18 protein-coding genes are annotated in these 19658 nt (G+C 46.9%); 11 read left to right on the top strand and 7 right to left on the bottom strand.

All coding sequences use genetic code 11. The annotated features are described in order from the left end of the window. The first annotated feature begins 208 nt into the window (after nucleotides 1-208). Nucleotides 209-1033, top strand: a complete 825-nt coding sequence (locus RH89_RS21950; protein ID WP_004406742.1) for a S1 family peptidase — start codon at nucleotides 209-211, stop codon at nucleotides 1031-1033. A 158-nt stretch (nucleotides 1034-1191) separates the two neighbouring features. Here RH89_RS21950 and RH89_RS21945 read toward each other — a convergent pair whose 3' ends face one another. After that, nucleotides 1192-2223, bottom strand: coding sequence for a LacI family DNA-binding transcriptional regulator (locus RH89_RS21945; protein ID WP_004406740.1), 1032 nt, complete (start codon nucleotides 2221-2223; stop codon nucleotides 1192-1194). 457 nt (nucleotides 2224-2680) lie between these two features. Between RH89_RS21945 and RH89_RS21940 the strand changes: the two genes are divergently transcribed. Both RH89_RS21940 and RH89_RS21935 read left to right on the top strand, forming a co-directional pair. After that, nucleotides 2681-4009 (top strand): trypsin-like serine protease, encoded by a 1329-nt coding sequence (locus RH89_RS21940; protein WP_004406736.1) that lies wholly within the window; start codon nucleotides 2681-2683, stop codon nucleotides 4007-4009. A 222-nt stretch (nucleotides 4010-4231) separates the two neighbouring features. Further along, entirely contained in the window at nucleotides 4232-5665 is a 1434-nt protein-coding gene (locus RH89_RS21935) for a serine hydrolase domain-containing protein (protein WP_080564056.1), read from the top strand. Between the two features lie 108 nt (nucleotides 5666-5773). On the opposite strand, the gene RH89_RS21930 is transcribed toward RH89_RS21935, so the two are convergent. Continuing rightward, nucleotides 5774-7072, bottom strand: a complete 1299-nt coding sequence (locus RH89_RS21930; protein ID WP_004406732.1) for an aminotransferase class I/II-fold pyridoxal phosphate-dependent enzyme — start codon at nucleotides 7070-7072, stop codon at nucleotides 5774-5776. A 143-nt stretch (nucleotides 7073-7215) separates the two neighbouring features. Between RH89_RS21930 and RH89_RS21925 the strand changes: the two genes are divergently transcribed. Genes RH89_RS21925 through RH89_RS28875 form a run of 3 tightly spaced genes read left to right on the top strand, consistent with a single transcriptional unit; the run spans nucleotide 7216 to nucleotide 9348 of the window. Further along, nucleotides 7216-8106, top strand: a complete 891-nt coding sequence (locus RH89_RS21925) for a dihydrodipicolinate synthase family protein (protein WP_004406730.1) — start codon at nucleotides 7216-7218, stop codon at nucleotides 8104-8106. A gap of 25 nt (nucleotides 8107-8131) precedes the next feature. After that, entirely contained in the window at nucleotides 8132-8962 is an 831-nt protein-coding gene (locus tag RH89_RS21920) for an MFS transporter (RefSeq protein ID WP_004406728.1), read from the top strand. Beyond that, nucleotides 8959-9348, top strand: coding sequence for an MFS transporter (locus tag RH89_RS28875; protein WP_004406726.1), 390 nt, complete (start codon nucleotides 8959-8961; stop codon nucleotides 9346-9348). The genes RH89_RS21920 and RH89_RS28875 overlap by 4 nt, the downstream gene beginning before the upstream one ends. Before the next feature lie 92 nt (nucleotides 9349-9440). Here the strand turns inward: RH89_RS28875 and RH89_RS21915 are convergent, their stop codons facing one another. Further along, nucleotides 9441-9911 carry a hypothetical protein gene (locus tag RH89_RS21915; RefSeq protein ID WP_004406724.1) on the bottom strand — a complete coding sequence of 157 codons (471 nt, stop codon included), beginning with the start codon at nucleotides 9909-9911 and terminating at the stop codon, nucleotides 9441-9443. A 13-nt stretch (nucleotides 9912-9924) separates the two neighbouring features. Further along, a complete protein-coding gene (locus tag RH89_RS21910; protein ID WP_004406719.1) occupies nucleotides 9925-10431 on the bottom strand; it encodes a GNAT family N-acetyltransferase in 507 nt (168 codons plus the stop codon). 237 nt (nucleotides 10432-10668) lie between these two features. On the opposite strand from RH89_RS21910, the gene RH89_RS21905 reads away from it, so the two are divergent. Beyond that, nucleotides 10669-11877 carry an acyltransferase family protein gene (locus RH89_RS21905; protein ID WP_004406717.1) on the top strand — a complete coding sequence of 403 codons (1209 nt, stop codon included), beginning with the start codon at nucleotides 10669-10671 and terminating at the stop codon, nucleotides 11875-11877. An 81-nt stretch (nucleotides 11878-11958) separates the two neighbouring features. Here RH89_RS21905 and RH89_RS21900 read toward each other — a convergent pair whose 3' ends face one another. Beyond that, nucleotides 11959-13881: an amidohydrolase gene (locus RH89_RS21900; RefSeq protein WP_004406716.1), complete on the bottom strand. Its 1923-nt coding sequence runs from the start codon at nucleotides 13879-13881 to the stop codon at nucleotides 11959-11961. 172 nt (nucleotides 13882-14053) lie between these two features. Between RH89_RS21900 and RH89_RS21895 the strand changes: the two genes are divergently transcribed. Continuing rightward, complete coding sequence (locus RH89_RS21895) at nucleotides 14054-14944, top strand: LysR family transcriptional regulator (RefSeq protein WP_004406713.1); 891 nt, start codon at nucleotides 14054-14056, stop codon at nucleotides 14942-14944. Between the two features lie 67 nt (nucleotides 14945-15011). Here RH89_RS21895 and RH89_RS21890 read toward each other — a convergent pair whose 3' ends face one another. Then, nucleotides 15012-15779 carry a hypothetical protein gene (locus RH89_RS21890; RefSeq protein WP_004406711.1) on the bottom strand — a complete coding sequence of 256 codons (768 nt, stop codon included), beginning with the start codon at nucleotides 15777-15779 and terminating at the stop codon, nucleotides 15012-15014. Between the two features lie 259 nt (nucleotides 15780-16038). Here RH89_RS21890 and RH89_RS21885 point away from each other — a divergent pair, with 259 nt between their 5' ends. Further along, nucleotides 16039-16305: a hypothetical protein gene (locus RH89_RS21885; RefSeq protein ID WP_004406709.1), complete on the top strand. Its 267-nt coding sequence runs from the start codon at nucleotides 16039-16041 to the stop codon at nucleotides 16303-16305. Between the two features lie 262 nt (nucleotides 16306-16567). On the opposite strand, the gene RH89_RS21880 is transcribed toward RH89_RS21885, so the two are convergent. Continuing rightward, complete coding sequence (locus RH89_RS21880; protein ID WP_004406707.1) at nucleotides 16568-17089, bottom strand: DUF2058 domain-containing protein; 522 nt, start codon at nucleotides 17087-17089, stop codon at nucleotides 16568-16570. Between the two features lie 106 nt (nucleotides 17090-17195). Between RH89_RS21880 and RH89_RS21875 the strand changes: the two genes are divergently transcribed. Further along, nucleotides 17196-18581, top strand: a complete 1386-nt coding sequence (locus RH89_RS21875; RefSeq protein ID WP_004406705.1) for a multicopper oxidase family protein — start codon at nucleotides 17196-17198, stop codon at nucleotides 18579-18581. A gap of 361 nt (nucleotides 18582-18942) precedes the next feature. Next, nucleotides 18943-19658, top strand: a 716-nt coding sequence (locus RH89_RS21870) for a hypothetical protein (protein ID WP_004406703.1), incomplete at its 3' end; no start/stop codon positions are given.

Genomic DNA, 19658 nt, shown 5'->3' with positions numbered 1-19658 from the left:
TTCAGATAAAAATCACTCTAAACTGTCCTAGTGGCACTTTGTTTCAGCTCATGGTTTGATGTTCTGGGTGTATATTTTATAAATTACATTAAATTATAGAAATTTAATTGTTGAGCAATTTTTAAGCGATTAACATGCTTTATGCCTACAGAGGCATATACGTAAGTAAATTTGGATATTACTGACAAAAATAGAAAAGGATAAAAGCATGAAATCACAGATGAAACTAAGCATTCTGGCTGTGGCTGCCAGCTTAATGTTGCCCACTACAGTTAATGCTTCAGACAACGTATCGCCAAGAATCATTGGAGGAATGGATGCCAACCCTGCAAGCTGGCGCTTTTTTGCTCAACTTATTCCTTCTTCCACTGATGAACCTTTCTGTGGCGGTAGCTACATTGGCAATGGTTTTGTATTGACCGCTGCACACTGTGTCGCTAACCGATCCAGTGCAACACTCGATGTAAAGCTGGGTGGCTATAAGTTTAATAGCAAAGACGGAACTCGCTTTGATATAAAACGGATAATTACGCATCCAAGTTACAACTCAACTACCGTGAAACACGATGTCGCGGTAATAGAGCTTAATACCATTCCTCAAGGCTTTCCGGCTGTAGATCTTGGTCAGCACAGCCTTGCCCAGTATGCCCGTGCTGGAGATCTCCTCACCGTCGCTGGTCTTGGCTTCACTGCTCAGCATGGTGGGCGACCAGATGTACTTCAGGAAGTAAGTGTACCTTTAGTTTCAGCTGAAACCTGTCACGAAGCGGGAGGTTCTTACGCTCAGGACTACATTGGCGTATCAGCGTTCTGCGCAGGATTGAAAGAAGGTGGTAAAGATTCCTGTGCCTATGACAGTGGTGGTCCAATCGTAGTTAATCAGGGTGGGCTAGTCACTCAGCTTGGAATCGTAAGTTGGGGTGAAGGTTGTGCTCTCCCAGGAAAATATGGCGTGTATGCCGACGTTCCTCATCACTACGACTGGATTAACGGCGTTGTGACGAGTCCAAACACTCCGTTTACGTTCGACTAATTCAGACAAGTCTTGGCACAATCACGACCAGATCCTCTGGTGAGAACGCGTGATGAATTCTTGTGTCAGGCGCCCTTTTAGGGGTCTTAACTATGGTTGGCTAGTACTCCGATTGAATGGGGTGTTCAGCCAACCTTTTTGTTTCAGCTACCAACAATCTATGAGAGTGATTTAATCGAATCCCGTATCACTAACTCAACCGGTATACGGCGCAGTTTGGTCGGTGAGGAAGACGCTTCCAGATCAGTCTGCTTTAAAATGCCAAGCAGGGCTTCCACGCCCAACCTTCCCAGAACCTGTGCAGATTGCCGGATGGAGCTGAGCGATGGAGTGAGCAATCCCGCGAAATTCACGTCATCGAATCCGATAATGGAGATGTCGTCAGGCACCTGAATACCATATTTTTTCAGGCTTTCGATCACCCCTATGGCAATATAGTCACTGCCGCAGAAAATCGCCGTCGGTCGCTTTTCTAACGCTGCGATCCAATCTGCTACCTGATTCCCGTAAGAGCGTGAATATTCACCATAAAAAATGCGGGAAGAGTGACAGGTTAACCCCGCTTCAACCATTGCACTCTGGTAGCCTTCAAAGCGTTCCTGCACGCTCATTAGAGTTTCAGGACCACCTACATAAGCAATGTCGGTATGCCCCAGTTCAATCAGTTTCTGCGTAGCCAGATAGCCGCCTTTCACGTTATCGGAAAAGATCTTGATGACACCTGTTCCCGGCACATCTTCGTCCAGCAAGACCACATTTGTTCGTTCACCAATAAGTGTGTTCAGACTGCCGTCATCAGGTCGATTAGTGATAAATAGCAAACCATCAATATTGCGGGTATCCAGCCAGCCGATGTACAACCCTTCGCGATCAGGTTCGCTTCGGGTAATGCATATCGTCAGCTCATATCCGTGTAGAGACGCGGTCGCTTCTGCGGAATCCGCCAATTCTGAAAAGAAGGGGTTTGAAAGATCCGGAACCGCTAGCCCGATGGTTTCACTGACACCTGCACTCAGCCGCCGGGCCAATCGGCTCGGTTTGTAATTAAGCGCTTTTACCGCTTCGTTTACACGTTCTGCGGTTTCGGGGGCGAGATTCAGGTTTCCATTAAGATAACGAGAGACAGCAGACTTCGACAGGTTTGCTTTTCGAGCGACGTCAGAGATGGTTGCAGACGATGATTTGGTCACTTTTACTCCCTCTCCTTGGGCACACTAATGATAAAAATAGTACTTATGTAACTCACAATTCAAAAGTTATTTTAAACAATCCCTCAATCTGAAACCGATTCACTGATCGAAAATTGTTCATTCTCTTCCTCAAAACCGGGAGTAAGTTTTCTTTTTCACTGCATAAAACATCAGTTTTCACTGTGTGGACGACAGAGATTTAAAGAACGTTATTCTTATTATATTTCAATGCGTTATCTATCAATAATTTCAGATAAAAGTCACCCTAAAATGTCCGATCACGACTTTGTTTCAATCCGTGTTTTGATACTCAGTACATAATCATTTATTAACTTAGTTTTATTTTCGAAATCCATTTGTTGAGCAAAATTCGGACGACTAACATGCTTTATGCCCACTGAGGCATATACCCAAATTACAACGAGAAATTGGGTACGACTAACAAAAAGGATAAAGCATGAAATCACAGATGAAACTAAGCATGCTGGCAGTGGCTACCAGCTTGATCTTGCCTGCTACTGCAAGTGCTTCAGACACCATTTCACCAAGAATTGTCGGCGGTTCAGACGCCAACACCGCCGACTGGCCGTTTTACGCTCAGATCGTCCCGTCTTCCAGCGAACGCTCATTCTGTGGCGGTAGCTACATTGGCGACGGCTTTGTACTGACGGCTGCGCACTGTCTTCGCAATAAACACACCGCATTTTTTGATGTGAAGCTTGGCGGATACAAATTTGAAAACAAAGAAGGAACGCGCTTCGATGTAAAACGCGTATTTATGCATCCTGATTATGTTGCAGAATACGGTCTAAACGACATCGCTATCATCGAACTTAAAACCATTCCGCAAGGCTTCTCGGCGGTCAATCTGGGTCAGAACAACTTAAGCCAGTACGTTCGCGTTGGCGATCTTCTGACGGTAGCGGGTCTTGGACGCACAGCAGAGAAAGGACCACCTCCAACAGTACTTCAGGAAGTGGATGTACCTCTGGTGTCTAAAGAAACCTGTAACGCAGCAGGCGGACCATACCAGAATGGTTATATTGGAAAATCGGCGTTCTGTGCTGGCTATCTGGAAGGTGGCAAGGATTCCTGTTCTGGTGACAGTGGCGGTCCTATTGTTGTAAATCAGGGCGGTCAGGTGAGCCAGCTTGGGGTTGTTAGCTGGGGTCGCGGTTGTGCGCGTCCGGGTAAATACGGCGTATACAGCGACGTAACTCATTACCACGACTGGATCAACGGTGTACTTACCAACCCGGATGATCAGGTTGCTTTCAGCTACAAGAAATCACTTCAGGTTGAAGGCTTTGAACTTGGTCAGACTAAGAAGCATTTCTTCACAATCCGTAATACGGGCACAGCAGACATCAACATTACGTCTGCCACTCTGACTGGCGCTGGCGTTGCTGAAACTCCAGCTATGACCATCGACAGATGTACGACAGAAACCCTGCTTGCGGGTCGTGCATGTTCTATTCAGGCTACCTTTGGTGCAACTGCCGCAGGTACAGCAGAAGTGAAGCTGGATTTCACAACCGACAGAACGGGGACTACTGTTCACACCGCCGTAATTAAAGCGACAGTGACGGATTCTTCTGGTCCGACTAACCCGGGCGACGGATGCGCTCAAGTCTGGCAAAGTGGAAAAGCTTACCAGTCAGGTGAATTAGTAAGCTGGAAAGACCGAATCTGGAAGGCGAGACACTGGACTAAAGAAGAACCAGCAGACACAGGCAAATTCGGTGCTTGGCTGGATCAAGGTGCAGACACCTGTACAGGCGCTTAATATTCTCTAACTTTGGTTGGCTAGCGGCATGTTAGCCAACCTTCATTCTCATGCATTAACGATTGTTAATGCCCTATCGAGCTTGCGTTAAACATCCTCAGTTAAACTCTATTTCACTGATTTATAGCAATTTTATTCTCTACATCGCATTTTGAACATTCAAAGTTCAATAGAAAACCTGTTTTCTATATCTTAAAAAATACTGACTTTTGTGGGGATATTATGATGCGAACACCTTCGTCTTTGACATGCCTGAGTTGTACACTAGCCGCAATCCTGACCGCAGCTCTGCCCTTGGCTGCCAACGCTCAGGCATCGAGTGACACCGACCAGTTTTTGGGATTGTACACGTCCAAATTCGATGGATTGCCTCATATAAAATTTTATCGCGACAAAGGGAAACACTTCCTGCTTACCGCCTGGGGAAATGAACCCATCGCTATTTCGCAGAATGGCGAATTCCAATCTCAACTCGAAAACACTGGGACCAGAGGGCAGTTTAAGAAAGGGGCGAATGGGAAATACAGACTGGCATCGATCAACTATTGGGGCAACGAGCTGGATCTTTATCGGGTTAAAGACGCCACGGGCGAAAAGTTGGTCGAGAAGCTCTATCAGACACCGTGGATTCAACCTCTCAACTCAAAGCAGGAATGTAACGATGACTGGCTAGAGAAAGATGAGAACCCAGTTTATGACCGCGAAAAGCTCTCGGCACTTTACAAGAAGTTTGATGACAACGCGCCGTTATATCAGCACACCACCAGCTTATTGGTATTGAAAGACGGCAAACTGCTGATTGAAAAATACCGGAACGGTTGGAAGCACGATTACCCCCATTCAATTCAGTCGATAACCAAAAGTCTGACTTCCCTAGCCACAGGTGTTGCCATTGAAGAAAAGAAACTGAAAAGCATCGATCAGCCTATCGCTGAACTTCTTCCCAAGTATTCTGAATACCTTCAGGGTGACAAAGCCGCTATCACCCTTAAGCACATGCTTATGATGGGTTCTGGCCTTCAATGGGACGAATGGAGCATTCCCTACACTAACCCAAACAACCCACGTTCAAAGGAAATGGCGAGCTATGATCCGCTCGAATTTATCCTGAGCCACCCTCTTTCCGAAAAACCGGGGAGCAAATTTAACTACAACGGCGGTAACGTGACGGTTGTGGGAGAAATCATCGCTCGGCAATACGACAAAGAATTCCTGACTGAAGCCATTTCCGATTCCGCTTTATCCAAGCTGTGCTTCATAAACGGTTATATCTCGGGACAAATGGGATACGTAAGCAATGCCGCTGGCGGTGGCTATCTGCGCCCACGGGATATGTTAAAACTTGGCATATTGGTCAATGACAATGGTAAATGGCAAGGTGAGCAGCTTGTTTCGAAAGAATGGATTAAAGACTCCATTCACAACCATTTAAAAATAAACGCAGACAGCAGGGCTTATGGCTACTACTGGTGGCTGGACGAACACTTTGTGGATGGCAAAACCTACAAAGCCATTTATGGCATAGGGCACGGCGGTCAGATGGTTGGTATAGTCAAAGAACTGGACTTAGTGGTTGTTAAAACTGCCACTAACTACGCCAACCGATATGACGATATACATATAATGCAAAACGACATTATTCCAATATTCAAGTAATGAGAAATTAACTGAATAACCAGACTGGATAACTAAGATTAAAAAGGATGAAAGAGCCTGATTTGTACAAATCAGGCTCTTTCATATTCATGATTGTGGAAATACGTTTTACAAGCAGACCGATACAATGTCCTCAGCCAGCCTCTGAGCTTGTTCCTCATTCAGCTTAACCGTCGTAATGCGCAGCCCCTTAGACTGACCATCAATATCGTACAGGCTGCCGGGTCTGACTAGCCAGCCCATCTTAGACAGCTCGTAAGCGGCTCCCTGTGAACTCCCATTAACAGGCACCCACACGTTGACGCCTTCAATATCCTCAGAAACTGACAACCCATTTTTTGCAAGAGCGCGAATCAGCCACAGGCGACTCTGGCGACATTTCTCACTGGTATCAGTAAGCTGCTTTTGAACAGTTTCAGACTGTAAAGCGGTGAAAACCATAGCCTGTAGAACGCGGCTAACCCATGTCATCCCCGGTATCAGGCGGCTTTGAAGTCGGCTTGTCGTTACCGGATCCGCAGCCACAAATGCTAAACGGAGATCCGGTCCCAACCCTTTAGAAACCGAGCGGTACACCGCCCAATGCTGCGTATTATATGCAATCAGATTCTGGTACTCACTGGTAGAAAGCAGAGCGTAGTGATCGTCCACCAGCACCGGGACACTTGGGTAACGGGCAAGCACATCGCGAATTTCTTTTGCTCGCGCTTTGCTGTAACAGCACCCCGTCGGGTTTTGAGCTCGTGGTGTGAATAGCACCGCCCGCGCTCCTTTTTTAAGCTGAGCATCCAGTTCTTCTGGCAGCATACCTTCGCTATCCATACTGACCCCTACAGAGATCATTCCAGCCAGTTTTATGGCATTGGAAGAGCCGAGATAACAGGGGTCTTCTACCACGATTTTATCGCCGGGCAATAAATGCGTGGCCAGCAAGCGCTCCAATGAATCAACGGCTCCGCCCGTGATTGTGAGCCCCATTACCTCGGGACAGTCTGATTTGAACCACTCACGACCATAGCTTTCCACTTCTGGCAAAATAGGTGATTCACCGTAAACAAACTGCTTAAAATCACTTTGCTGAGCAATCTGGTTGAGATCGGGAAGCCACTCTCGCTTTAAGTTACCGTCCGCAAGATCCACCAGTTGGGTTTCTGTTATTCCGTCATGCTGACCCGCGGTTTGTCGGGCTTTGACTCTGGTCCCTAACCGACCTTTGGTTTCTGCCAAGCCTGCTTTTACCAAGCGTTGATAAACACTAGCAACCGTATTTCTGTTCACGCCGACTTCTAGCGCGAGCTCCCTTACAGGGGGTAAGGCGCCCCCTTCTTCCAGCTCTCCAGAGGCAATAAGCGACCTGACCGACTCAAAAATTTCCTGACCAGTTTGTCCTTTTATCTTGATCTTCATCTTTGTCCTATGACAATATATAAATCGAACTATGACAATAAATATTTAGCACTATGACAATGATACCATCTTGATCTTGTCTTTGCAGAGCGATGCATTCAGCCAAATATTTCCACCTCTAACGCCTAAAGGAATACGCGAAGATGTTTACCGGATTAAGTGCTTTCCCAATCACCCCTCTCACTCACGACCGACTCGATCCTAATGCCTACGCCAACATCATTGGTCGTCTGGCAGACAGTAAGGTCGATTCAATCTGCGCCCTCGGTTCGACCGGTTTGTACCCCTATTTAAACGCCGAAGAAAAAGGTCAGGTTATCCGCGTTGCCGTTGAGTATGCCGGGGATGTACCTGTTCTGGCAGGCATTGGGTCATTAAGGTTAAGAGATGTATTAGAGAATGCTGAGCAGGCTGAAAAGCTTGGCGTAAAAGGTCTTCTGCTTGCCCCTCTCTCTTATCAGCGACTGACCCAAGAAGAAGTGTATGAACTGTACCGACGTGTTGACGAACAGGTTTCTGTACCGATTTGTGTTTATGACAATCCAGTCGCTACCCACTTCACGTTCAGCGACGAGCTGCATTCAGAAATCGCCAAGCTGAAAATGATTCAGTCGATCAAGTTCCCGGGTACACCTTTTGTAGACACTGGGGAAAAGCGCATCCAACAGTTGAAAGGTATTCTGCCTGCGGATGTGACCATAGGCGTCAGTGGCGATGCCTTTGCCGCTTCTGGGATCCAATCTGGCTGTGATATCTGGTATTCCGTTCTGGCGGGTCTTTTCCCCCGCACCGCTCAGCATATCTTCCACCGCGCGAAAGAGTGCAATTCAACACAAGCCAAAGCGCTTTCACAAGAGTTTGAACCTCTGTGGGATCTGTTTACCCAAAATCTGGGAGGAATGCGGGTCATGGCAACCGCAGCAGAAATACTGGGGTATGCCGAAGCACCTTGTTTACCTGCTCCGCTTACTGGTCTAAACCCCGATTCACAGGCTCTTCTTCGCAACATCATTTCTGAATTGGAACTGAGCTAGAACAAAAGAATAGTGGAGCATAAGTATGGACGGTATAAGTAAAATGCATCACGAGCCTGAAAACACTTCTGCTCTGCTGATTCTGTTCGCTATTCTTGCCATTTTTGGGAGAACAGCAACAGGCGCCGCCACAGTCGGAGTGTTGATTCTGGCGGCTGAAAACGGGATTGATGGCCATCAGATAGGGATACTTGCCGCCTGCCTTACCGCTCCGCATTTGTTAGGTCCCATTTGGGGGCGCCGTCTGGATACGGCTAAAGACTCTCGCAGGCTAATTGCTTTTGCTGCCTGTTGCTATAGCCTGTTTTTGGTTCTGGCAGCCCTATCTTTTCCTGCTCTTCCTTACCCAGCACTGGTCGTCATTTTGATCGTATGTGGCGGTTCTGCCCCCTTTCTTATGGGAGGCATCAGCGGGCAACTCAACCTCGCTTTCAAAAATCAGCAGCACATAAGAAGAAAAGCGCAGGGATGGGACGTCGCTTGCTACGCGATAGGCACTACCATCGGTCCCCTGTTAGTGGCTTTTGTCGCCAAAACCGTCAACGCTCAGGTCGCCGTTGCTGCCATTGCCGTCATGCCTTTGGTTACTGCTTTTTTGGTGATGAGGCTGCCCAAACATGAAAACAAAGTCAGTGGTGAACAAGCGGTACCCACTGTCGCCGTGGTCGCAAAACAGATTCTTCAAATCGGTCCGTTAAGCCGAACACTCTATCTGACGATGATCACTTCTTTCTCTCTGGCGGCATTGCCAATCTGCGCTATTTTTCTGGTATCAGACTGGCAGCAGGAACCCGCCAGTGCCGCAACGCTCGTCAGTGGGTATGGCATCGGAAACTTACTGGGATCTATGTTTTGATCCGGTGGCCGAATCAAAAAGAAGCCGACCCTCAAATGACCATTACTGCGCTGGGCGTTGCTGTCGGGATCTTGCTTATTGCCACTGCAACGTCCTATTCGCTCGGGCTTGGTGCTTATCTGATCTGCGGCATCGCCAATGCCTTTTTCTTTGCATCTACACTGGCAGCAAGAACGGAATACGCACCTTCACAAAGTGCATCGCAAGTCTTTATGTGGATTGCCGCAATGAAAATAGGCGCGGTCTCGGTTGGCAGTTATCTCGCTGGTCTGCTGGCAGGGCAGTCACCCAGAATGACGCTCTGGGTCAGTTTACTTATCATCATAAGCTTCGCGATCATCAGTATGATTCACAGACGCTTAGGTAAACCAGAGCAGGTCGGCTAACTATGGATAAAACGTAACGTTATGTCGATTTGAATAGAGTGATAGCTTAAAAGAAAAACGCGCCGAGGCGCTTATTTAGGTAAAACATTCTCTCAGTTAAATTCGATGGCATTGAGCAACCGCATAAGCTCAACATTTGCCATTTGAACTTCGGCAGGTTTCAAACCTAATCTGGTCACAAGCTGCACAGTGATCTTTCTGTCTTCCCTCATAAATTCCGCCGAAGCTAACATTACCTGTTTACGAGTTGGCACGTATACTAAGAGACCGTCCTGCCCACTAACGTTAAGCAATACTGCCCCATAACCGCTGTAATCTGGATCATCGAGCAGTTCGGTCACACTCGATTGAGTAGAAACGAGGCAACCTGCACACTGCCCTTCTATCACGATAAAGGTTCCATGCTTGGAACCGAAACTCCAGGAAGTTCTGCCTTCACTTTTTTCTTCCGTCACTTCACTAAAAAGAGTGGGCAATTCTACTTTAAAGCTATCTGCTTTAATTACTGACGCGTTTGTAATTAATGGAAAAGTAAAAAGTAAGGCTAATAAAAGATTTTTCATATCCGGAATCCATTTATTCAATATTTGAATCAACTTTTACTAACTTTTGATATCGCGCGACATCAAACCCAAACAGTTCTGATCTATCTACAAATTCAAAACCGAAATTTTCATAGAATGCTCTAAGACGCCCTCTATCCCCGTGACAGTCACACCTTAACCATTCACATCCCATACTTTGTGCCATTAACTGAATTTCAGTTAAAGCCAACACCCCCAATCCTTGGGACTTAAAAGCGTCACCAATAACGAATTTATGAAAGAAGAGACTTCCTTTGGTATCTCTGTCCGACCAGAAATCATCGTTGTCTAAGCTGATAAACACACAGCCCACTTGCTGTCCGTGATGTTTCAACAGATATAAATTTTCAAGTTCATAACTTGTTTTTAATGAGGGTACATTAACTTGGTCTTTTGTCCACAATGGAAGCCCGTTTCTATTGCACCGTTCTACGGCTTGAACAAGAAAATCAGCCGCAATATCCCATTGCCTTTCTAGTGAAGCATTGATCAATTCCATTTAGTCCCCAGAATACTTAAAAAATAGATTTAACAAATGCACGTCATGGTATATAAGTTTGGCATCTTAACCTATTTTGGAGTTCTGGAAAGAATGTGTTTTAGGACGTCACTAAAATTGCAAGAATTCATTGATAAATAAACGAGTTATATAAATTATTCTTAATCTTATTTAAGTTTTATATTGACCCAACATTGCGCATAGTGGGAGCAATTTAAGTCTATCTATGGAATCGACATGATCACGCCTCCCCGCCAATTACCTTTACTGACCCCATTGAGAGGGTTTGCCGCGTTTTTTGTGGTTTTCTACCATGCTCGATTGATTCTCTTTCCCCAGTGGAAAGACCCTATAGCGAGTTACACGCACTTTCTTGAGAACAGCTACATCTGGGTGGACTTGTTCTTTATTCTTAGCGGATATGTGATGGTTCACGTTTACCGCGATGCGTTTAAAAAAGAGGGCGTGACGTTTTATAACTGGTGGCGCTTTATGCACCTGAGATTTAGTCGGGTATATCCGCTGTTTCTGGTGACACTGCTGGCACTAATCGGGTGGGAAAGCTACAAAGCGGTACACGGCATTACCTTCTATGCAGGACCACTGGCAGAATCGTGGGGCATGATTGGTCAGCAAGCGTTTGAAGGTCCTTTCAACCACGCCAGTTCCATTTTCGCTAATCTGTTGATGCTCCAGAGCATCGATAACTCTCCGGCGCTCAGTTGGAACATTTCGTCATGGTCGCTCAGTGTAGAGTGGATCATCTACTGGTTCTTTCCTTTGATTGCATCCTGTTTTTTGAAAACTCGTGGTCGCAATTGGGCAGTGCCAGTTATTGCTTTGCTTCTTGTTTATAGCCTGATTGTTCAGGGCAACACGCTAGATTACACCAAAGGCGAATTTGCGCTTTGCCGAGGCTTAAGCGGGTTTGTTCTCGGTGCCTGGTTATGTCACTGCGGCGCTCAGGCCCTGTTTTCCGAACTTCAAGGCGGTATATGGATATGGGGCATCATTGCATGCATTGTGATTTCAATGCATGTTAAACCAAGCCCATTGAGCTTAATGAGCACTTACATTCTGTTTGCGGCATTGGTTGGTGTCTCGGCGGTACAGCGCAATCCGAAACAAATACTCACGAGAATACTCGACAATCGGGTCACTCAGTTTTTAGGGGATATTTCTTACTCAGTTTACCTTTGGCACGCGGTTTTAGTACTGGCGGGTACAGAGATGATTCATTACGTTGCACCAGAATCCTTGGCATGGTGGTATCAGCAAACCAGTGTAATCAGTGGTGTAGTCGGGCTTATCGCATTTTCTGGCGTGACGATTTTGGTCTCAACGCTGAGTTATCGTTTGATTGAACGACCAGCCCAACGCTGGCTCAGAAAAAGAGCCAAGCCTGTCGAATCAGCTTCAGGAAATCTTAGTTCACCTACTCCCTAGCTAAATATTCCCTAACTGGATAAGACAAGGCAGCCGTTTGGCTGCCTTAATGCATTAAGAGCTTTATTCAGAGTGAGCCACCTATTGGCTTGCTTCCGCTATGGCTTGCTGGAACAGTAAGCTGGTCGCGCAGAATTCCTCATTGTGCGCCTGACCGGGCAACATGGCGAGGGTTCTCATTACCCGCTGATTGGTAGCACTCAGCGCCATCCCTGAGTTGCTGTTTACTATTTCCGCCACAACCCCTCGATACACCGTTGCTTCGACTTCAATCTGATTGATGGTTTTCGGGTTCACTGTGTAAGGGTTGCTATCCAGAATCGTAAAGTCGGCGTATTTGCCCGGCTCTATCGTTCCAATGCTGTCTTCTAGCCTTGCAGTGTATGCTGCGTCAATGGTGATGGCGCGCATGGCTTCGTCTACTGAAATTCTCTCTTGCGGTCCCATAATGCTTTGACCTGACAACCCAATGCGGTTCACTGCTGCCCACACCAAATACAGAGGCTGTGCCGGAGCCATAGGCGCATCGGAGTGCAGCGACAAAACGCCACCCGCGTCGATGAATGAGCGACCGCGAGACATTTCTTCAGCTCTTTCTTTGCCGACACCGAATTCACTGTATTGCTCGGCAAGCACATGGGTATAGAACGGGTTCACACTGAAGTTCACGCCCGATTCCACCGCTCTTGGAATATCATTTTTGTCGGTGATGCCCAAGTGATGAAAGCTGGTTCGGTGGTCGGTTCTTGGGTGCTCTTTGTTAAGGTTCTCTACTACCTTTAATGCACTTTCAAACCCCAGATCTCCGTTGGCGTGAATCACTACGGTGTAATCGTCCTGCCAGTAAGGACGCATGCTGTCTTCCAGCTCTTCTGGCGTTTGTAACCACTCACCTTCATGACCGTCGGTATAGCCGTCTTTAAGCTGCATTAGCTGGCTGTACATAGCTCCGTCTGAGAACAGTTTGATGTAGTTCGGCAACCAGCGAATTTGCTCGGTTTCTTCAAATGTTTGGGTTTGCCCTTCAGCGATGGCTTTGCCTTTTTCTGCGTTGTAACCGCCCATTGAATAGGTGAAGTTACCCGCTGGCATAAGCCAGTAGTCCATCGGGAAATCATCATTGAGGAGAATATCGACCATCTGTTGGTACATTTCTGGCGTTACAATCACACCGGGATCAACAGCGGTTGTAATGCCACCAGAATGCACGTAATCACGGGTTCGCTCCATACCTGTGGCAAAGAAGCCATCTTTGATTAAGTAGCTAAGCAAATCACTCAGGATAATCTTGCCGCCGTTTTCATAAGCGTGCCCTTTTTCCCAGTCCAGTTGATCATAAGCTGCGCCTTCTCCTGTCCAGTCTTCGTCTGTCCAGCCCAGCATTTCAAGAGCAGCATCGTTGAAGTAGAGCTCATGAAAACTGCGATGCCAGACAATGATCGGGCGGTCTTCTGAAATGCTGTTCAGCAGGGTTTTGCTCATCTCCTGACCGTGAAAATACTGGTGGTAACCCCACGTAATCAGGGTTTCCCCTTTAGGTGTTTTCGCTTCAATGTCGATCAGTTTTTGTTTGTATGCATCGGCACCCTGAACACCTTTTACATCGCCCCATGGCAGTTGCCAGTCGGCGGGGGTGATGAACTCTGTGCCTAGCAAAATGCCACTGAGCCATAAGTGGATATGAGGTTCAACAAAACCCGGCGTCATCACCTTATCGGCGAACTGAGTATTCAGCCTGACATCCGGGTGCTGAGCATATTGTGTTTTCAGGTCGTGTTTGTCACCAACAGCCAGAATTTTTCCGTTTTGTACCGCCACGGTATTGCTGTCTACTGGGGTATTCTCTGCCAGAGTGATCAGATCTTTGGCGACATACAGTGTGATTGGGCTATTGTGGTCAACGTCGGTGTTTACCTGGGGTTGTTCCACTTTATTGCTTTGAGTGCAGCCAATCACCGCCATCATGCTTAATGCCACTGCTGAGTATCGGATTGCTTTTTTCATATTTGCACCTGTTATCTAGAGGTTTCCGACCTGAAAAATTTACTCTCATCCACGCATATTGAGAGCTGAATCCCGACTTTGGTTATCGGGAGGATTTACCAAAAGATTAACAGTATAAATTCGTTCAAAATAATACATAATGATGGGTATATCCCTACATTATGGAGCCACTATGTTTTCCTATGATCATCTCACTGCTTTCTGCGCCACCGCCGAAGAAGGCAGCTACAGTCAGGCGGCGCGTCGTCTGGGGAAAGACAGAACCACGGTGCGGGAACAGATCAAAGCCATTGAAGACAGCTATGCCATTACTCTGTTCAATATTGAAGGCAAAAAAGCGGTGATGACGCCTCAGGCAGAGGCTTTCTACAAACAGGCAAAACTGGTGGTTCGTAGCAGTGAAGCGCTGAATTCACATATGATGAACAGCTATCAACAAGTGTTTACCCACTTCGATATCTATCATGATGCTTTGGTGCCAACGACACTGATCGCACAGGTGGAATCAGCGTTTACTCAGCGCTTTCCTCACATTAAGCTGAACTGGCTGCACCGCAATCGCGACGAAATTCTTGAAACGGTGTCTACCGGAACACATCAACTGGCACTGATGCAATATCGACTGACCAGTGACATCAAAGTCCCCTATCGGTTTCTGAATCTGGGTTCGGAAAGCTTTATTGCCTGCTGCAACCCTAAGCATCCCCTTGCCAACAGCAATATCGCCTCGATAGAAGAACTTAAATTAGAGAAGCAATACATCACCGAAAACCTGTATGACGCCATCCCCGATTTGTTTGGCGTGTCTCCGGATCTTCGGTTCGTCAGCAATAACGATGTACTCCTCGAACTTCTGAAGTTGGGCGGCTGGGCAATTTTGAGTAAAGCTCAGGCAAAACCCTATCTGGACAGAAAGGTGCTGGCTGAAATTGCAATAGACGAGGTTCTGTCTCCACCTAAATCTGGGATTGCTTTTTACTTTCCTGTAGCTCTGGAAAAAGAAAAAGAAGTCCTGCACATCAAAGAAGTCCTATCCCTTTACGCCAAAAAGCATTTCACCTGAGAACGAATACAAAAAAGCCCAGCGGGAGATACAAGCGCTGGGCGAACCTGCTAAAAGGGGCAGAAATCTAAAAGAACCACTTCACCCCCACCTCAGCTTTCAATTCGTAGTCGCCATCAAGATGGATACCAGTCGGGGTGACTATGTTTGCCGACGCGTATTGCAGTTTGGTCATCAGCCACTGGGTTCTGTCGGTTTTCAGGGGCGCATTAAACATCAGGTTGTAAGCGGTCGATTCCATCTCAACGGTGTCTCCACTGACAGTGAAATATTCCGGCCAAGCCTGAATAAAGGCTCCGGTATACCCCATCGGGATGGTTGCAAATACATTCAGCATGTAGCCTTTGGCAGACTCACCAAACACTTTGCCTGTGGTGTAATTCACGTTTGGGAACACCATGATTCCTCCTGTGTATTCAGGATTGATGGAACCAATCGCCCCTATGGAATATAAAGTGGTGTCCGACAGCCCCTCATTTCTCTGATGGATGATGTCTGCCATAAACCCAACTCGGGGGAACAGGGTATTGTCTATGCCTGATACCTGAAAATACTGAGCACGGGAACCCAGATAATCTGCCCCTAACGTATCCTTTCCTGCTTTCGCCTGGCTGTCGCCAAAATTGGCTTCAAGAAAACCACCAAACTGAATATTTTCTGTCCATGCCCCTGTAAGCATTGAAGACAAGCGTACATCGGCATCCGATGTAACAAATACCGCAGCCTGGGTATACACACGAGTCAGATCCGACGGATCGATCGTCTCTGTTTCTTCGGCAATAACAGGAAGGGTAAAGGCAGAGGTGGCGATGGCAGTCAGAATGTGTTTTTTCATACATGCTCCTACTTGGTTCAATAGGTAAGCATCCTTACTGACCTGAAAAGTGGCACTCAAATCTTGAGAGTCAATTTAGCAGGGCATTTAAACTCAAAAAACATCATAATGATTGGTAAATTCCAACATTAAACCACAACAAATAACCTTGTTATTAATGCGTGTAATGTTGGCTTTCATCCCTCATATCTGATTATGCAATCGGTAGAATTTGGCGTAGATTTTAATCGTTGTAGATTCCGTTCATCTGGAGGCTGCCATGACCAAATCCAATCAGTTTTTGCTCGCTTTGATTTCCATATACGCCACAGTAGTGGCTTACGGATTTTATCTGGTGAAAAGCCAGATTCCGGTAGAAGCCCATCAGACGGTGGCTGAACAACCCGCTCAACCGACCATTCAAGCGATCAAGAATGTGCACCATCGCTTGACAACACCAAGACTAATATACCCAAGTGACCTCAATATGCAGGATTCAGAGCTTCATATTCTGTTTCAGTTCAAGAAAAAGAACGCAGCGGAATGACGAGTCCTTTCCAAGTTCTTTGACGAAGAAATGGGACAGAATATGGGCTCCCAAGGGCGAGTTTAACTGGCTTTCATACTGCGTTACCGATTCTTGATTTAGAACCACTAGATCTTCAAATCGGTGTCTTGTCTGAAAGCCAGTTAACTCTCGCTGAACCTAGCATCTTGAGGTTACTTGGGTATAGTAATTGAACACAAAAAAGCAGCGTTTCCGCTGCTTTTGAAGTGACTGAATAAGTCTGGATAATTCAGACTGGTGATTACCACATCAAATCGTCTGGCACGACGAAATCTTTGTACGGATCGTCTTCCGCTGGAATCTCTTCTTCTGCCGATTTGTTTTCGATGATCGATTCTTCATCTCGCATGGCGATTTTCTTCGCTACCGCAGATGGAATAACCACGTAACCGTCTTCGTATTTTGCAACAGAAAGAATGCCTTTAAGCAGTTGATCGCGAATCAGCGATTCCACATAAAGGGATTTGATCAGCTTGCCATCGGTAAAGTTGTATTTGATGTCGCCATCTTTCAGATCCAGCTTGTTCATTTCGATAAGCTGCTTCACCTGAGCTCGGATCTCTTTGTTGAGCTGCTGTTCTTTCTGCTGCTGGTTCAGCTCTTTGTCGCGTGCTTGTTGCGCCGCTTTGTTCGCTTCTGCTGCCGCTTTGGCTTCACGCGCCTGTACACGGGATTTTTTCGAACCTTTTTTTGCTTTCTTGAGCTTCTTCTCGTTCACCAAACCGGCTTTTAGCATTTGCTCTTGAAGGGTTAATTTAGCCATGATCAATCCAATTCATTAAAACTCCCAATAGTTTAACCAAGGCACCATTGGAAGAAAACCAATTGTGTTATCGTTTCTGCCAAGAAGCCTAAATCAGGAATCAATCATGGACATACAAAGACGCAAGCTCTTGCAGGCGGGGCTGGCATTGCCCGCTATTTTTGCTTTACCTGCCTGTACCGTGACTAAAGCCAGCCACAGCAAAAAGACAGGCTGGGTGTACGAGCTGACTGCAGAAGAAACCACCGCTGAATTGGTAGAAGGATTTCAGACCAATGTAATGGGGTTCGACGGCAAGATCCCCGCCCCGACTCTGAGATGTCGCCAGAATGAACCCGTCACCATAATTTTCACCAATAAACTGAAAGAGCCAACCACCATTCACTGGCATGGGCTACGTATCCCTATTGAAATGGATGGCGTGCCTTTCTTAAGCCAGCCGCCAATTATGCCCGGAGAAACTTTTACCTATACCTTTACGCCACCGGACGCTGGCACATTCTGGTATCACCCACACGTGAACAGTGTGGTTCAGCTCGGTAAGGGACTGGTGGGTGCCATCATAGTGGAAGAGCAACAGCCCGTTGAATTTGATGAAGAACATACGCTGATACTGAAACACTGGCACATCGATAAACAGGGCAACTGGAAGAAACTGATGATTCCGCGCTACAGCGCCCGAATGGGGACTCCGGGTGAATGGGGAACCGTGAACGGCAAGCACCAGCCTGTTTATCAGCTAAAAGAGAATGCCACGACACGCCTGAGAATCGCCAATGTGGATAACACGCTGACCTATCCCATTGTGGTTGAGGGTGCAGAAGCTTGGGTAGTCGCGATTGACGGCAACCCAATCAAAACCCCTTATAAGCTGAAAGCACATAAAATCAGCCCGGGGATGCGGGTGGATCTGGCGGTACACGCGCCTAAAAGTGGCGAACGTTTTTATGTCCGATATCTGAAGGGAAAATTCCCATTCCCACTTTGTGAGTTCGAATCGGTCGCATCAGACATTGCTGTGAAAAAACCGTTTCCTACGCTACCACTCAACCCCGTTCCTGAGCTGGATTTAGCCAACGCAACGGAAATCGATTTTGTGTTCGAATGGGAAGGCGCTATTTCGCCCACCAAGAAAAACGGCAAAGTCGACACCAAATTCTGGTTGATGAACAAACGGGCTTGGGAAGGGATGAGCAAAAACAACATTCCCGCACCGCTGGCTACGCTGGAATATGGCAAAACTTACATCTTTAACCTGAGAAACGTTACCCAGTACCATCACCCGATTCATCTGCATGGTCATACATTTACGGTATTAGAACTGGATGGGAAAAAGATCGAAGAACCCTTCCACACCGACACCGTATTGCTTGGCAAAAACGGCAAAGCGCGCGCTGCATTTGTTGCGGATAACCTTGGTCGCTGGATGTACCACTGCCATGTTATCGAGCATATGAAAACCGGGCTCATGGGCTACATTGAAGTCGTATAAATCGCGTTTTCAACCGTGAAATTATCATCCGTCGTTTGGCAACCATCTCGTCAGACGGCGGCTGTATCAGGATTCAGACACCAAAATAAAAACCCTCTAATTGCGCCGCCTTCCCTGAACCAAGCTCACATGTTAGTGATAAATACATTAGCAATTTATAACTGACCTACCGCATTATAAATCCCGAGCAACTTGTATGAGTCGTCTTGCACTGCTCTTCCTCATCGAAACGAGTACGGAGACCCAATGCAAGTTGCTTAAGCCTGAACGTTTTTTGAAAAAACTCAGTGTTTGAATACACCTGACGTATGAAAAAACATTCTGTTTAAAGCGATTTGCATTTCTATTTCAGGAGAAATCAATGGAAACTTTATTCAGATTGGTGCTCAAACGTCCTGCAGTATCACAAAGTGAAGACGCTCCCAGCATTGAACTTTCCCAAGCCACTGCCTTTCAGGCGGAACTCGGTCAGGCAGAAGGTCAGAATTCCCCCCGCCCTGCACTGAAAGCCGCCGCACAGAAGTTCGTCCAGAGCCCGAATTTCGTTCAGACTCCCAAAACACACGATATTTATCGCCCCTGGCGCGCCCTTTCTGCCTCGCTGGATTCACTTGAACCCAACAAAGCCGTTACCAACGCCGAAGTGTCTGCCGCCATTAATGCTGCTTTCGGCTCCGCTCCAAATCAGGTAGTCGGACAGCCTCAGTACACCAAAGCGGTAGAGCAACTCAAAGACAGCGTTCTTGCCATCAAATATTTGCCGCCTCAGCATTCCAAGCCCATTGAGGAAATGTCGCAGATCCTGCGCGATCTGGAATTGATTGCGAAAACCAATGACAACAACAATTTCCCCGAAACAGGCGCAGCATTGCGGCGTTACCGTAAACGCTCGCTGAAAATGCCAACCGAATCCCAGTTGAAATCTTCCCTTTCAACGGTGGAAGCGCAGCGAGAAAGAGAAAAGCTGCGTCAGGAAGCGTTGGAGCGCAGACGCAAACAGGCAGAAGGTCGGCTGAGTCTGCACGGCAGACTAAATAGCGCGATTAAAGAGCTGACTGCTCTGGAAGGCAATGCGCT

The sequence above is a fragment of the Vibrio nigripulchritudo ATCC 27043 genome, assembly GCF_000222685.1.
GTDB lineage: Bacteria > Pseudomonadota > Gammaproteobacteria > Enterobacterales > Vibrionaceae > Vibrio > Vibrio nigripulchritudo.
Note: the sequence above shows the minus strand (reverse complement) of the source record. Positions and strands in the feature narration are given on the sequence as shown.

Coding starts and splice junctions, on each gene's coding strand:
- RH89_RS21950 (WP_004406742.1), top strand. CDS start 209: ATGAAATCACAGATGAAACTAAGCATTCTGGCTGTGGCTGCCAGCTTA.
- RH89_RS21940 (WP_004406736.1), top strand. CDS start 2,681: ATGAAATCACAGATGAAACTAAGCATGCTGGCAGTGGCTACCAGCTTG.
- RH89_RS21935 (WP_080564056.1), top strand. CDS start 4,232: ATGATGCGAACACCTTCGTCTTTGACATGCCTGAGTTGTACACTAGCC.
- RH89_RS21930 (WP_004406732.1), bottom strand. CDS start 7,072: ATGAAGATCAAGATAAAAGGACAAACTGGTCAGGAAATTTTTGAGTCG.
- RH89_RS21925 (WP_004406730.1), top strand. CDS start 7,216: ATGTTTACCGGATTAAGTGCTTTCCCAATCACCCCTCTCACTCACGAC.
- RH89_RS21920 (WP_004406728.1), top strand. CDS start 8,132: ATGGACGGTATAAGTAAAATGCATCACGAGCCTGAAAACACTTCTGCT.
- RH89_RS21915 (WP_004406724.1), bottom strand. CDS start 9,911: ATGAAAAATCTTTTATTAGCCTTACTTTTTACTTTTCCATTAATTACA.
- RH89_RS21910 (WP_004406719.1), bottom strand. CDS start 10,431: ATGGAATTGATCAATGCTTCACTAGAAAGGCAATGGGATATTGCGGCT.
- RH89_RS21905 (WP_004406717.1), top strand. CDS start 10,669: ATGATCACGCCTCCCCGCCAATTACCTTTACTGACCCCATTGAGAGGG.
- RH89_RS21900 (WP_004406716.1), bottom strand. CDS start 13,881: ATGAAAAAAGCAATCCGATACTCAGCAGTGGCATTAAGCATGATGGCG.
- RH89_RS21895 (WP_004406713.1), top strand. CDS start 14,054: ATGTTTTCCTATGATCATCTCACTGCTTTCTGCGCCACCGCCGAAGAA.
- RH89_RS21890 (WP_004406711.1), bottom strand. CDS start 15,779: ATGAAAAAACACATTCTGACTGCCATCGCCACCTCTGCCTTTACCCTT.
- RH89_RS21885 (WP_004406709.1), top strand. CDS start 16,039: ATGACCAAATCCAATCAGTTTTTGCTCGCTTTGATTTCCATATACGCC.
- RH89_RS21880 (WP_004406707.1), bottom strand. CDS start 17,089: ATGGCTAAATTAACCCTTCAAGAGCAAATGCTAAAAGCCGGTTTGGTG.
- RH89_RS21875 (WP_004406705.1), top strand. CDS start 17,196: ATGGACATACAAAGACGCAAGCTCTTGCAGGCGGGGCTGGCATTGCCC.